General features: G+C 65.9%; 15 protein-coding genes and 1 pseudogene. 8 read left to right on the top strand and 8 right to left on the bottom strand.

The genetic code is table 11. The features are described from left to right. Nucleotides 1-4: 4 nt before the first annotated feature. Nucleotides 5-1,278, bottom strand: a pseudogene (locus FGL91_RS14030) (MFS transporter). Between the two features lie 125 nt (nucleotides 1,279-1,403). Between FGL91_RS14030 and FGL91_RS14025 the strand changes: the two are divergent. Then, the gene (locus FGL91_RS14025; protein ID WP_047519583.1) at nucleotides 1,404-1,772 is read left to right on the top strand and encodes a VOC family protein; all 369 of its coding nucleotides are present in this window, start codon (nucleotides 1,404-1,406) and stop codon (nucleotides 1,770-1,772) included. Between the two features lie 62 nt (nucleotides 1,773-1,834). Here FGL91_RS14025 and FGL91_RS14020 read toward each other — a convergent pair whose 3' ends face one another. Then, nucleotides 1,835-2,257: a DUF1801 domain-containing protein gene (locus FGL91_RS14020; RefSeq protein ID WP_165875368.1), complete on the bottom strand. Its 423-nt coding sequence runs from the start codon at nucleotides 2,255-2,257 to the stop codon at nucleotides 1,835-1,837. Between the two features lie 46 nt (nucleotides 2,258-2,303). Further along, on the bottom strand, nucleotides 2,304-2,555 hold the full coding sequence (locus FGL91_RS14015) for a hypothetical protein (protein ID WP_194239227.1): 252 nt from the start codon (nucleotides 2,553-2,555) through the stop codon (nucleotides 2,304-2,306). Nucleotides 2,556-2,822: 267 nt separating this feature from the next. Between FGL91_RS14015 and FGL91_RS14010 the strand changes: the two genes are divergently transcribed. Then, nucleotides 2,823-3,356: a hypothetical protein gene (locus FGL91_RS14010; RefSeq protein WP_153244120.1), complete on the top strand. Its 534-nt coding sequence runs from the start codon at nucleotides 2,823-2,825 to the stop codon at nucleotides 3,354-3,356. 231 nt (nucleotides 3,357-3,587) lie between these two features. Then, on the top strand, nucleotides 3,588-4,433 hold the full coding sequence (locus FGL91_RS14005; RefSeq protein WP_153244119.1) for a class I SAM-dependent methyltransferase: 846 nt from the start codon (nucleotides 3,588-3,590) through the stop codon (nucleotides 4,431-4,433). A gap of 51 nt (nucleotides 4,434-4,484) precedes the next feature. On the opposite strand, the gene FGL91_RS14000 is transcribed toward FGL91_RS14005, so the two are convergent. From FGL91_RS14000 to FGL91_RS13990, 3 genes are read right to left on the bottom strand one after another with little or no spacing between them, the layout of a single operon-like run. Further along, the gene (locus FGL91_RS14000; protein WP_153244118.1) at nucleotides 4,485-6,839 is read right to left on the bottom strand and encodes an ATP-binding cassette domain-containing protein; all 2,355 of its coding nucleotides are present in this window, start codon (nucleotides 6,837-6,839) and stop codon (nucleotides 4,485-4,487) included. Nucleotides 6,840-6,868: 29 nt separating this feature from the next. Further along, complete coding sequence (locus FGL91_RS13995) at nucleotides 6,869-7,279, bottom strand: VOC family protein (RefSeq protein ID WP_153244117.1); 411 nt, start codon at nucleotides 7,277-7,279, stop codon at nucleotides 6,869-6,871. A gap of 5 nt (nucleotides 7,280-7,284) precedes the next feature. Further along, entirely contained in the window at nucleotides 7,285-7,683 is a 399-nt protein-coding gene (locus tag FGL91_RS13990; RefSeq protein WP_131491104.1) for a helix-turn-helix transcriptional regulator, read from the bottom strand. A gap of 183 nt (nucleotides 7,684-7,866) precedes the next feature. Here FGL91_RS13990 and FGL91_RS13985 point away from each other — a divergent pair, with 183 nt between their 5' ends. Beyond that, entirely contained in the window at nucleotides 7,867-8,463 is a 597-nt protein-coding gene (locus tag FGL91_RS13985; protein WP_153244116.1) for an HdeD family acid-resistance protein, read from the top strand. A gap of 67 nt (nucleotides 8,464-8,530) precedes the next feature. Here the strand turns inward: FGL91_RS13985 and FGL91_RS13980 are convergent, their stop codons facing one another. Beyond that, nucleotides 8,531-9,295 (bottom strand): SDR family oxidoreductase, encoded by a 765-nt coding sequence (locus tag FGL91_RS13980; RefSeq protein WP_047519594.1) that lies wholly within the window; start codon nucleotides 9,293-9,295, stop codon nucleotides 8,531-8,533. A 122-nt stretch (nucleotides 9,296-9,417) separates the two neighbouring features. Here FGL91_RS13980 and FGL91_RS13975 point away from each other — a divergent pair, with 122 nt between their 5' ends. From FGL91_RS13975 to FGL91_RS13960, 4 genes are all read left to right on the top strand, one after another. Continuing rightward, nucleotides 9,418-9,891, top strand: coding sequence for an NfeD family protein (locus FGL91_RS13975; protein WP_047519596.1), 474 nt, complete (start codon nucleotides 9,418-9,420; stop codon nucleotides 9,889-9,891). An 8-nt stretch (nucleotides 9,892-9,899) separates the two neighbouring features. After that, nucleotides 9,900-10,829, top strand: a complete 930-nt coding sequence (locus FGL91_RS13970) for an SPFH domain-containing protein (protein ID WP_052193254.1) — start codon at nucleotides 9,900-9,902, stop codon at nucleotides 10,827-10,829. After that, nucleotides 10,826-11,602, top strand: coding sequence for a glycerophosphodiester phosphodiesterase family protein (locus FGL91_RS13965; RefSeq protein ID WP_131491018.1), 777 nt, complete (start codon nucleotides 10,826-10,828; stop codon nucleotides 11,600-11,602). Before FGL91_RS13970 ends, FGL91_RS13965 begins: the two co-directional genes overlap by 4 nt. 124 nt (nucleotides 11,603-11,726) lie before the next feature. Further along, complete coding sequence (locus tag FGL91_RS13960) at nucleotides 11,727-12,110, top strand: RNA polymerase-binding protein RbpA (protein ID WP_047519600.1); 384 nt, start codon at nucleotides 11,727-11,729, stop codon at nucleotides 12,108-12,110. On the opposite strand, the gene lnt is transcribed toward FGL91_RS13960, so the two are convergent. Beyond that, nucleotides 12,107-13,630 carry an apolipoprotein N-acyltransferase gene (gene lnt, locus FGL91_RS13955; protein ID WP_153244115.1) on the bottom strand — a complete coding sequence of 508 codons (1,524 nt, stop codon included), beginning with the start codon at nucleotides 13,628-13,630 and terminating at the stop codon, nucleotides 12,107-12,109. The two genes, FGL91_RS13960 and lnt, sit on opposite strands and share 4 nt — an antisense overlap. Nucleotides 13,631-13,637 lie beyond the last annotated feature (7 nt).

Below are 13,637 nucleotides of genomic sequence, written 5' to 3'. Positions count from 1 at the left end.
TCCCTCAGCGCCGACGTTCCGGATCGAGGCCGATGCGGATCCGAGTGCGTTTGCGTTCGATCAGGATGAAGGTCACCCCGAGGATCCACAGCGGGATGGGCATGAGGAAGGCGATCCTGAAGGCCTCCAGCGAATAGGTCTCGGGGTCCCCGCGCCCTGCAGGTCGAGCGCGAGTCCGATCAGGAAGATCGCGATCAATGCGGCGATGAAGCCACCCGCGTTCGTGACACCGGTCGCGGTGCTCAGACGATGACTCGGGTTGTGCGTCCGAGCGTGGTCGAAGGCGATCATCGAAGCGGGGCCACCGGTGGCGAGAGCGATCGCCAGCACGTAGAGGAGCCAGATCGGCGCCGCTCCGGGGAGAGCGATGACAGCGATCCACGCTGCCATCTGCACGCCGACGGCGGGGAGCACGAGCGCGAGTGAGCGGTGATTCGGGTGTCGGCGGGAGAGGTCGCCGATGATCGGCCCGAGAAACATTCCCGCAACGACATATACAGAGATGATGCCGGCGGCGTGCGCGGTGTCGAGACCCTCGCCGGCGGTGAGGAACGGCATTCCCCACAGCAGCACGAAAGCAGTACCCGCAAAGGGAGTGGTGAAGTGCGACCAGAAGGCGAGCCTGGTGCCGGGGTGAGCCCACGCCGCGCGTATGCCGACACCGGTGTCTATCGCAGACGTGACGACGCGGACCACACCCGTATCCGTGTTGACGGTGACGTCCGCGCCCTGCTCCGGGGGATGGTTGCGGATGACCAGCGCCACGAGGATCGCGAACAGCAGACCGAGTCCCGCGATGCTTCCGAACGTGATGCTCCAGGTCGTCGCGTGGAGCAGCGCCGCGAGCGGGACCAGCGCGATCAGCTGGCCGGCCTGGCCGATGATTCCGGTGAACTGCACCATCAGCGGTCCGCGCTGCGCGGGGAACCAGGTCGCGACGAGTCGAAGCACGGCGGGGAAGATCGCGGCGTCGCCGGCGCCGAGCAGCACACGCGCGAAGATCGCGATCCCGATGTTCGGAGACAGCGCCATCGTCAGCTGACCAGCCGCCATGAGCAGCATGCCGACCGTCATGATCGGTCGTGATCCGAAGCGATCGAGGAGCACCCCGACAGGAATCTGCATTCCGCCGTAGACGGCGAGCTGCACCACGGCGAACAGGGCGAGCGTCGACGCATCCGCCTGGAACCGGTCCGCCGCTTCGACGCCGACCGCGCCGAGGGACGTGCGATTCGTGATGGCGAGGACGTAGGCCGCGACACCGACCGACCAGATGATCCATGCGCGCAACCCCGGGGTCGACACGGGGGGGGGAGACCGGCGGCACGCCTCAACGCTACTCCTCTGCCACCGGGCTTCAGTGCCCTCGGAGCGTTGTCGGTGACGGTGGCTACGGTGGCGTCATGACAGGTTCACCTCTGCACCACTCACTGGACTACATCGAGCTCGTCGTCACCGATCTGGAGAAGTCGAAGGATTTCTTCCGTGAGGCCTTCGGTTGGGGCTTCCACGACTACGGCCCCGGATACGCAGGGATCGTTTCACCGCGCGACGACGGCAATGAATCCGGTGGGCTGATGCTCGCGGATGAGCCGCGGCCGGTCGGCGGTCCTCTCGTGCTCCTCTACTCCGAAGACCTCGACGCCACGCAGGCTGCGATCGAGAAGGCCGGCGGCACGATCCTCCAGGCGCCGTACGAGTTCCCCGGTGGACGACGCCTCCACTTTGCAGACCCGACGGGCAACGAGCTCGGCGTCTGGTCCACACAGTAGGAGTCCCGCCGGGGCTCTCATCTCACCGCGGCCCAGGCGCTACGAAGCGTGACGGGGACGTGCTATCCGGGGAGTTCGATCTCCCGCGCCTTTTGGAGCAACAAGCGGAACTCCGCGAGGTCAAGGTCGTCGACGGACCGGAAGGTGATCGCCGCAGCGCCGACCTTGACCTTCCCGAGCTGATGAGCGCGCGCACGCACGAGGTACTCGCCGTTCTCGGCCGCGTTCACGTAGACCGACAAGTGGCTCTTCTGCTCCGCGAGCCCCACGAGGAACCAGTCGACGCTTCCGCCCCGAGGGCGGGGCTGAGCGATCGTGCCGTAGCCCACGATCGCCTGTTCCGTGCCGCCCCACATCTTGCCTCGCCACAGCACACGGTCCACCCCAGGCAGCGCTTCACGGATGATCTCGTCCAAGCGCACGAGTTCATCGGCGCGTGACGCCGCCACCAGGAACCCATACACGTCATCTTTCACTCTGTCCACGATCGGAGCCTATCGCCGAGGTTCATTCGTCGATGCCGACTTCGGACTACGCGCTTTCGCTCGTCGGGTTGTGTAGCCCCGGACGCCCGAGGTTCTGCAGGATCGATGACACCAGTTCGTCGGTCGACACCTCGCGGCCCACTCGCGTCTCTTCGAACCAGGGGAGGGGCTGCCATCCGTCGTACCATTCGCGGAGCTCGTCCTGTCCGAAGGCGATCGCGAGCGGTCTTCCCGCATGACGCCGATCGGGGTCGTGCAGCACCTCGCGGCGAAAGTGATCCTGAGAGATGAGAGCCACCCGCCGCCCGAGGAGATTCTGCCGCAGCGAGAGGAGGAGAGACCTGATCGAGACTGCTGGCGATCCTGTGTCGCCGCTTTCCAACAGCTCGTAGTCACTTGGTGGCGTTTCGATGACGTCGTGCAACGCGGAGGCGGCTCGGTGGGCGCCCCGGTTCGGGAGGATCGGGAGCGTCCGCAGCCCCCAGCAGCAACGCGGTGCAATGGGGAGCGCGAAGGTGATGGGCGGCTTCTCCGCCTCCGCGGGGCGAACTCGTAAGATCGAGACGTGAGCACAAACGGGGCCGCGAACGTGTCAACCGCTGGCGATGAGGGCACTTCGCGGCCAGAGATCGACCTTCGGACATTGACGATCGCTCAGTTCTTTGTGGGTGGGTTCGTCTTGTTCGTCGCGGCGGTGATCGTGGGGACCGGCATGATCGCCTCAGGGGCCGGCGGCAACGAGTATGACGGAGCCATGTCGCTCATCGGAATCGTCTTCAGTGGCGTGTTGGTCGCCGCACCATCGATGGTCCTCGCAATGGTCATCGGACTGCCGATTCGACTCGTTCCGGCGCTTCGGTCTCGGTGGCTCGCGAACGGCGCGATCACGGTGGCCGGTGCGGTCGTTGGATTCATCGCTCTAATCGGAATCACCGCGGCGCTGGCCGTGAGCCCGGGGGAGGGCGGCGCGTCCGCAGCCGCGGTACTTTGGGGACTCTTGGCCATTGCTTGGGGCGTGTTTGCCCTCTCCGTTGCGCATTTCGTGTGGCCGGTCCAATGGCTACGAGGCAGGGTGAAGGCCAGCCCCTACGAGACTTAGAGGCGGTTCACGCCGAGCGGCTTCCGCTGGCTGTCGTGTGTCTCCCCTTTCAATCGCGTCGCCGCGCAGGATGACGAGACACGTGGAGTCACGGCCGGTGGGAGTCATCGAACCTATCCTCGCAGTTCCTGCCGCAGGGAGAGGAGGAGCGACCTGATCGACACAAGCTGACATAATGTGCATTATCGGATATAACTCGGACTGGAGCGTGGTGCTCGATAGGCTCACTGCGTGAACGGGAACAACGTCAACATCGACTGGGAATCTGCGCGGCTGGCGAACCAGGCGAACTGGGAAGATCGCGTGCCTGTGCACGAAGAAGCGTACGGACTCGACACGTTCGACGACCCGGCTCATCTCAGCGACGTCGTGCGCGACGATCTGGTCGCGATGAAGTCGTTCCTTCCGTCCGGTTCGCTCTCCGGGCTCGACCTGTGCCATCTGCAGTGCCACATCGGCACCGACACGGTCTCGCTGGCTCGAGCGGGCGCCACAGTCACCGGCGTCGACTTCTCGCCGTCCGCGCTCCGTGCTGCCGCCCAGCTTGCTGCACGCCTGGGTATCGACGCCACCTGGGTGGAGACCGACGTTCTCGATGCGCGTGCCGCAGTCGACGGCGTCTTCGATGTCGTCTACACGAGCATCGGGACGATCACCTGGCTCAGCGACCTGGACCGGTGGGCCGCCCAGATCGTGGCCCTGCTGCGCCCAGGCGGCATGTTCTTCATCCGAGACGGCCATCCCGCGCTCTACGCACTCGATGAGAACGCTGCTGAGCTCACCACACGCTATTCCTACTTCGCGACCGGGCATGCGCAGCAGTGGGATGACGACAGCACCTACGCCGGCGACGGACGCCTCGCTCACACGCGTACGTACGAGTGGCCGCACCCCCTGTCCGAGATCCTCGGCGCTCTGTTGCGCGCTGGTCTCCGACTCATCCACTTCGACGAAGGCCGAACGCTGCCGTGGCGCTTCAGCGACCGCATGGTGGAGGTTCCCGGCGGCTATGCCTGGCCCGATGCAGAGCGCGACAAGCTGCCGTGCACGTACACGATCATCGCCCGCCGGGACTGAGACCGCGACGAAGCGGGGCGCAACGCCGGGCGGACTATCCCCCTGCCCGACTCACGCTCCGACGTACTCCGCGAGGTGCTCCCCCGTGAGCGTCGCCTTTTGGGATACCAAATCTCTCGGGGTTCCCTCGAAGACGATCTTCCCGCCGTCGTGACCGGCGCCGGGGCCGATGTCGATGATCCAGTCCGCGTGCGCCATGACTGCTTGATGGTGTTCGATGACGATCACGGTCTTCCCCGCGTCGACGAGTCGATCCAGCAGGCCCAGGATCTTGTCGACATCCGCGAGGTGCAAACCTGTCGTGGGCTCATCGAGCACGTAGACGTCGCCCTTCTCCCCCATCTGGATCGCGAGCTTGAGACGCTGGCGTTCGCCGCCCGACAGCGTCGACAGCGGTTGCCCGAGCGACAGATATCCGAGTCCCACGTCTTCCATGCGACCGAGGATCGCCGCCGCGGCGGGCAGCTTCGCCTCGCCGTCGCCGAAGAAGAGCCGGGCCTCGGCGACCGGCAGATCGAGGACATCGGTGATGTCCTTGCCCGCGAGCTTGTACTCCAGCACGCCTGCCTGGAAGCGCTTACCTCCGCAGTCCTCGCACGGCGTCTCGATCGTGTCCATGAAACCGAGTTCGGTGATGATGACGCCCGCCCCCTTGCATGACGGACACGCGCCTTCCGAGTTCGCGCTGAACAGCGCCGGCTTCACGCCGTTCGCCTTCGCGAACGCCTTCCGGATCGGTTCGAGGAGTCCTGTGTAGGTGGCAGGATTGCTGCGGCGGGACCCCTTGATCGCGGCCTGGTCGATCGCGACGACGCCATCCTGATGGGACACCGATCCATGGATGAGTGAGCTCTTGCCCGACCCGGCGACGCCGGTCACGACGGTGAGGACTCCGGTGGGGATATCGACATCGACGTCCTGCAGATTGTTCGCCGACGCGCCGCGCACTTCGATCTTTCCCGACCCCGTTCGCACCTCGTCCTTCAACGTCGCGCGGTCTTCGAGATGATCTCCGGTCTTCGTTCCGCTCGCTTTCAGCCCCTCGACCGAGCCCTCGTAGCAGATCTCTCCGCCCGCGCTGCCGGCTCCTGGCCCCAGATCCACGACGTGATCGCCGATCGCGATGGTCTCAGGCTTGTGCTCGACGACGAGGACGGTGTTGCCCTTGTCGCGCAGTTGCAGCAGCAGGCCGTTCATCCGCTGGATGTCGTGCGGATGCAGGCCGATCGTCGGCTCGTCGAACACGTAGGTGATGTCCGTGAGCGAGGAGCCGAGGTGCCGCAGCATCTTGATGCGTTGCGCCTCTCCCCCGGACAGCGTGCCCGACGGCCGCTCGAGGCTGAGGTATCCCAGTCCCAGCGTCACGAATGCGTCCAGGTTGGCGCTGAGCGCCTGCAAGAGCGGTCCGGCGCCGGGAAGATCGAGGCCGCGCACCCACTCAGCCACGTCGGTCACCTGCATTCGGCACGCATCCGCGATGCTGACGCCCTCGATCTTCGAAGAGCGCGCACCTTCAGTGAGCCGCGTGCCGTCGCACTCCGGGCAGACCGCGAAAGTGGCGACGCGTTCGACGAAGGCTCGGATGTGCGGCTGGAGTGCGTCGAGATCCTTCGAGAGCATCGCCTTCGTGATCTTGGGGATCAGACCTTCGTAGGTCATGTTGATCCCCGAGATCTTCACCTTCGTGACCTCGCCGTAGAGGAACAGATGCCGCTGCTTGTCCGTGAACTCCGCGATCGGTTTGTCGGACGGATAGAACCCCGACTGGGAGAAGCCCTTCACCATCCAGCCGTCGGCGGTGTAGCCGGGGACCATGATGGCGCCCTCATTGAGCGACTTGGACTCGTCGACGATCTGCGTGAGATCGAGGTCCGACACCGCTCCCCTCCCCTCGCAACGCGGACACATGCCGCCCAGATAGATCGCATCCTTCACGATCTTCTTTTCGCCGCCGGGACCGGTCATGACGCCGCTGGCCTTCTGCGTCGGGATGTTGAACGAGAACGCGGTCGGTCCGCCGATGTAGGGCTGCCCGAGCTTGCTGAACAGGATGCGCAGCATCGCGTTGGCATCGGTGACCGTTCCGACGGTCGAGCGCGGATTCGCGCCGAGTCGCTCCTGATCGACGATGATCGCCGTGGTCAGCCCCTCCAGGACGTCGACGTCGGGACGCGGCACCGACGGCATGAATCCCTGCACGAAAGCGCTGTACGTCTCATCGATCATCCGGCGGGATTCCGCGGCGATCGTGTCGAAGACGAGGGAGCTCTTGCCTGAACCCGATACGCCGGTGAACACGGTGAGACGTCGCTTCGGGATCTCTACGCTGACATCCTTCAGATTGTTCTCGCGCGCGCCCTGAACGCGGATCAGGTCGTGGGTGTCGGCGGGGTGCTCGGTGGTCATCAGCGTCCTTCGTCGATTCGGTGGAGGGTTCAGGCGGCCTGGTTGATACGGAGCAGGTTGCCTGCCGGATCCCGGAAAGCACAGTCGCGGACGCCGTAAGGCTGGTCCATGGGTTCCTGCACGACGTCTGCCCCGCCTTCGACGAGCCGTTCGAAGAGCCCGTCGAGGTCGTCGCTCGCGAGGGTGAGCGCGGCATAGCTGCCCTTGGCGATCAGCTCGAGGATCGTCTGCCGCTCGGCGTCGGTGATGCCGGGGTCGGTTGCCGGTGGGTGAAGCACGATCGATGTCTCGGGCTGTCCCTCCGGTCCGACCGTGAGCCAGCGGAGACCGTCGTACCCGACGTCGTTGCGCACCTCGAAGCCGAGCGCATCTCGGTAGAACCCGAGCGCAGCTTCGGCGTCGGTGTGAGGCAGGAAGGCGTAGTGGATGCTGATGTTCATGGTTTTCACGTTAGATGGGCATCGATGCGGGGTGCTTCTTGATTCCTGATCGGTCGTGTGACCTGCTTGGCCTGGAACGAGGGAATCCCTTCGACGTGCGCTGCTCGTTCACGGTACACGCGGGGTGAGACACCGACCAGCTCGGTGAACCGGGTGCTGAACGTGCCGAGCGATGAGCAGCCGACTTCGAAGCAGACCTCGGTGACCGTGAGGTCGCCACGGCGCAGGAGTGCCATCGCCCGCTCGATCCGTCTCGTCATCAGGTACGAGTACGGCGATTCGCCGTATGCGTCCCGGAAGCACCGACTCAGGTGCCCCGCCGACATGTGCACACCCCGGGCCAGCGCCTCGACATCCAGCGGCCGGGCATACTCGCGATCGATGCGATCCCGCACTCTTCGCATCACTGTGAGCTCGCGCAAGCGCGCATCATCCGGACCCGTCACGAAGTCGATAGTGCCATGACGCCGGGTGTCCTGGTGTGACGGAATGAAACGCGAACGGCGACTCCTCCCCATTCGGGGCTGTGAGGGCGCTACCCTGAGGAAGCATCCTCACAGGATTTTCTCAGAAAGGGGTCCCCAACCATGTCTGAACCACTCGCCGAGGCGAAGTCACTGTTCAAATCGATTCGCATCTCGCTCGCCGTCGCCGGTGTTCTCGCGCTCGTCGCCGGAATCGTCCTCCTCGTCTGGCCGGTGAAGTCCGCGGTCATCGTGACGGCGATCTTCGCCTCCTACCTGGTCGTCGCCGGACTCGTCTACATCGGGCTGGGCATCTTCTCGAGCGCCAAGGGCGGATGGGCCCGCGTGGGGCACATCGTCCTCGGACTGCTCTACGTCGCGGCCGGCATCATCGCGTTCTTCAACTTGAATGCAGCTGCGGCCACGCTCGCGTTCGTGGTCGTGATCTTCATCGGCATCAGCTGGATCGTCGATGGCGTCGTGGCCCTGACGCTTCTGGGCAGCGATGGCTCGCGCGTCTGGACCGTTCTCTATGCACTCCTGAGCATCGTCGCCGGAATCATCGTCCTGTTCTCGCCGCTGATCGCCGGCTTCGCATTCTGGCTGCTGCTCGGCATCTCGCTGATCGTTCTCGGCATCATCCAGATCGTGCGTGCTTTCACGCTCGGCAAGGACGAGAAGGAGTATGTGGCCGCCGTTCAGGGAGACACGGCCAGCTGATCTCCCCCGCGAACAGAACGGCCCCGTCCTGCATCCAGCAGGACGGGGCCGTTCCGTAGGTCGGAGGTCACTCCGCGGCGAACGCGCTCACATCGCCGACCAGGCGTGTGTTGTCAGCCGGAACAGGATCGACCGTGGCCTTGGCCACCTCGGCAGCGAACTCGGAGACGTTGTAGAGCTTGCCTGCCGACTCCCGCCGCTCGGCGATCGCGCCGGGGTTCGCCCGCTCCAACAGGGTCGCAGTGATCGTTCCCTCGATCATGTCTCCGGAGACGACCGTGAAGCCGATCCCCTTCTCGGCAAGGCTCGGGATGAGCTCACGAAGCGCGTCTTCCCCGGCTCGCTTCGACAGCGCGACCGGCTCGTACTCCGGCATCGTGGGCGTGGTGCGGATGAAGTGGGCCTGGTGGCTGGTGACGAAGACCACCCGTGCACCGTCTCCGAGCAGCGGCGTCGCAGCCTCGAGCACGTTCAGCTGCGCGTCACGGTTCAACGTGAGCGCGTAGTCCTCCGCCATCCCCGACTCCATGCCACCGGACGCGTTGAGCACCAGCACGTCGAGGCGTCCGTACTCAGCGCGGACCGCCTCGAACATCTCGGCGACCGAGGCCGGATCGGTGAGATCCGCGCCGACGACGAGCGCGCGGCGACCGAGCTCGCGCAGCTGCGTGGCGAGCTTCTCCGCACGCGGCGCCTTGTTGCGGTAGTTGATGACCACATCGGCGCCGGCCTCGGCGAGGTAGCGCACGGTGTCGGCGCCGATCCCGCGTGATGAACCGGTGACAAGCGCGACCTTGCCTTCGAGGGATCCTGCGGGAAGAACGTCGGTCACGGTGACTCCTCATGATGCGTGAAAAAGCCGTGATCGCACGGCCCTCTCACACTATCAAGCGCGCGCCGGGGCACCCCGATGGGCGGGCCTCCGCGTGGTACGTTGACCAGAAAGGAGGCCGCATGGACAACTTCACGACATTCGTCACGTTCATCGACCAATGGGCCTGGATCGGCTGGCTGGTCCTGATCGCCGTCTTCCTCGTCATCGAGATGCTCTCGCTGGACTTCACGTTCCTCATGCTCGCCTTCGGCAGCGTCGTCGGTCTCGTGACCGATCTGCTGGGTGTGCCGGTGTGGGTGCAGGTGATCATCGCAGCGGCCGCTGCGGCGGTCTTCATCCTCTTCCTCCGGCCCCCGTTGCTCAAGCGTCTGCACCGCGGGGAGGATCCGACGAAATCGAACGTCGACGCCCTTCTCGACCTGCGCGGTGTGGCCCTGAGTGAGATCACCCAGATCTCCGGGCAAGTGAAGCTCGCGAACGGCGACACCTGGACCGCGCGGACTTCGACCCCCGTTCCGATTCCCTCGGGGGCGCCGATCGCCGTGAGCGTGATCAACGGCGCCACCGCCATCGTCCGACCCGTCAACGACTAGGAGTTCCCGTGGACGACGCATCGTTCATCCCCGCAGCGATCGGATGGATCCTCGCCATCGCCGTGATCATCTTCGTGGTGGTCACCGTCGCACGGGCCATCCGCATCATTCCGCAGGCGACTGCCGGCGTCGTCGAGCGCCTCGGGCGCTACCACAAGACGCTCACGCCAGGTCTGAACATCCTGGTCCCCTTCATCGACCGTCTTCGTCCGCTCATCGACATGCGCGAGCAGGTCGTCTCGTTCCCGCCGCAACCGGTGATCACCGAGGACAACCTCGTCGTCTCGATCGACACCGTCGTGTACTTCCAGGTCACCGATGCCCGCGCCGCCACCTACGAGATCGCGAACTACCTCGGTGCCGTCGAGCAGCTGACCACCACCACCCTGCGTAACGTCGTGGGTGGGCTCAACCTCGAAGAGGCACTCACCAGTCGCGACAACATCAACGGCCAGCTGCGCGTCGTGCTGGACGAGGCGACGGGCAAGTGGGGCATCCGTGTCGGACGCGTCGAGCTGAAAGCGATCGACCCGCCCATCTCGATCCAGGACTCCATGGAAAAGCAGATGCGCGCCGAGCGTGACCGTCGCGCGGCGATCCTCACCGCCGAGGGCACCAAGCAGTCGGCGATCCTCGAAGCGGAGGGCTCCCGTCAAGCCGAGATCCTCCGGGCAGAGGGCGACAAGCAGGCTGCGGTGCTCCGTGCCCAGGGTGAAGCCGAAGCGATCCAGAACGTCTTCAGCGCCATTCATCAGGGTGCGCCGGACGACAAACTGCTCGCCTACCAGTACCTGCAGATGCTCCCGAAGATCAGCGAAGGCCAGTCCAACAAGCTGTGGATCATCCCGAGCGAACTCACCGAGGCGCTCAAGGGCATCGGCAGCGCATTCACCCCGAAGCCGGGCCAGGGCCCGACCAACACACTGCCGGGCGCGTGACGCACCCGTACTTCTCGAAGGCACGGCATCCCCGAGTCCTCGCCCACCGCGGTCTGATCACCGCGGCCGGCGAGGACTCGGGCGTCTGGGAGAACTCGGCCGCAGCCATCGCCGCCGCCCATGCCGCCGGCGCCGAGTACGTCGAGACCGACTGCCAGGTGACCGCCGACGGTGACGTCGTGCTGTTCCACGATTCGACACTCGATCGCCTCCTGGGCGACAAGCGAGCCGTCCGCGACGTGCGCACGCGCGAACTGCGCGAGATGTTCGCCGACCATGGCGGGTTGCTCACCGTCTCGGAGGCACTCGATTCGTTTCCCGAGGTCCGTTTCAATGTCGACGTGAAGACGTCCGCCGCTGTCGAGCCACTCGGGCCGATCCTCGCCAACCACACTCACCGCGTGCTGGTGACGAGCTTCTCTGACTCCAATCGCCGTGGAACGGTCGCGTCCGTGCTGAAGGCGGGCGCCGCGCTCCGACCGGCCACCTCCGGGGGGAGCCGCACCATCGCCGCTCTCCGAGCACTCTCCGCACTGCACCTCTCCCCCGGTCGTGTGCTCGAAGACATCGATGCGCTTCAGATCCCGGAGCGCCACGGGAAGCTGACCGTACTCACCCCGGCCCTGCTCCGCGCCGCCCGCCGCCGCGGCGTCGAGATCCACGTCTGGACCGTGAACGACCCCATCGACATGCTCCGACTCGTTGCGGCCGGAGTGGACGGCATCGTGTCCGACCGTGCCGACATCGCACTGGCCACGCTCTCTGCGAAGTAGTCGCCGACGCGCCCCATAACCTCCGGCGCTGGGATTCGGCTGTGAATTCCGCCGCGAAGTCGCCCGCGTGGATGAAGCGCACAGGCTGGAGCGTTATACCTGACAGCGACGAGAGGACCACAAAATGGCAGATCGCAGCCTGCGCGGCATCCGGCTCGGCGCCCAGAGCCTACAGAGCGAAGAGGGCGTCGTTTTCATGGAGCGCCGCGAAACGACCTACACCTGTGACACGTGCGGACACGTCACGAACCTGATGTTCGCAGCGGACGCCGAGCCGCCCCAGACGTGGGAGTGCCGTGCGTGCGGCGCGGAAGCCCGTCTGAACGTCGACGGCGAGGCCGTGACGCTCGAAGCAAGCGATGAGAAGGCCGCACGCACCCACTGGGACATGCTGATGGAGCGCCGCACGCGAGCGGAGCTCGAGGAGCTCCTGGAAGAGCGCCTCGCCTTCATCCGCGCCCGTCGCGGTGCAGGAGAAGACCCGACGCGGGAGAAGATCGGGGCTTAACGCCCCCTGGCGCGCCACCACCCGAAGAGGAGCGCGCCGACACCGCCCCAGAGCAGCAGCTGCTGGATGACGGGGCCCAGGAGCACACCCGCTGTGAAGCCGGTACGAAGTTCGACATCGTCGAGCATCGCACCGGCCTCTCCTGCATCGAGGCTCGTGACGGTCGAACCGTCCGCGCGGATGACCTGGCTGGTGCCGACCGTCGACACGTTCACGACACTGCGACCGGTCTCGATCGCCCGCATCCGTGCGAACGCGAGCTGCTGGAGGTTCTCGTCGGTGCCGCGGAAGTCCGCGTTGTTGGTCTGGAACACCAGGACCTCTGCGCCGTCGTTCAGGCCTTCCCAGATGACGTCGTCATAGATGACGTCGAAGCAGATGGCCAGGCCGATCGTGACGCCGTCCACGTCGACGACCGGCGGGTTGGATCCGGGCGTGTACTCCCGTTGGATCAGACCGATCAGATCGGGCGCCAGCGCGTTGAAGAAGGGACGATCCGGAACGTACTCGCCGAACGGGACCGGATGTCTCTTGTCGTGCAGCTGCGTAGCCGTGCCGTCGGCCGTCCAGAGCATCGACGTGTTGAAGTAGACGTCATCGCGCCCCGTCGCCGCGTTGGCGAGCAGAGGCGCATCGATGCGGTTCGAGACGAGCGTCATCCGCCGGGCGATCGCGTCGTTCTGGAACGGATCGGCGTCCAAGGACCCTTCCGGCCACACGAGCAGGTCGACGTCTTCTCCGTACAGAGGTGCGGTGGCGTCCGTCTGCGCCTGGATCACGGCGAACGCTTCGCGCTCATCGAAGTATCCCGTCGGGCCGTTCCCCTGCACTGCCGCGATCCGCATCGAGCCCGACGGCGAGGTCGGGAAGAGCGGGGTGAACAGCAGCACGAGGATGGCCACGGTCGGTGCCGACAATCGCAGCGGCCGCCGCCACAGGCGCAGCCGCACCACCTCGACCAGCATCGCGACCAGCAGCACCATCAGGAAGCTGAGTCCGCTGACCCCGAGCCAGGAGGACACGGGGGCGAGCGGGCTCTCGGCCTGGCTCATGCCGAGCCGGGCCCATGGGAAGCCGCCGTAGGGCCAGGAGCCGACGAAGAGCTCCCTGCCGACCCAGAGAGCGGCCACGACAGCCGGAAGCCCCAGGAGGCGCCCTGCGGTACCGGGGAAGGCACGAGGCAGCCACCGGTAGGCCAGAGCGATCGGAATGAGGGCGAACGCGGTGAGTCCGCCTTCGACGACACTGAGCGCGCCCCAGGGGATGGGACCGAGATAGCGCGACGTCCACGACACCAAGAGCGCGAAGAAGAGAACCCCGTACACGAGTCCGACGAGCAGGGCGCCACCGAAGCGACGGCCGATCAGCGCGACGAGCAGAAGCCCCACGGCGGGGAAAGCGAGAACCCAGACGGCCCCCTCCGGATACGCCAGGTCCATGAGGACGGCGGCGACCCCCGCGGTGAGGACGGCCGCCCAGAGCGGGAGAAGGGCGCGCTGCGGAGCGGGGCGTTCGGGCATCGTGTCC

Origin of the sequence: Microbacterium sp. CBA3102, assembly GCF_007954505.1 — a bacterium.
GTDB classification, from domain to species: domain Bacteria; phylum Actinomycetota; class Actinomycetes; order Actinomycetales; family Microbacteriaceae; genus Microbacterium; species Microbacterium aurugineum.
This window is presented reverse-complemented; position numbering and strand designations above follow the sequence as displayed.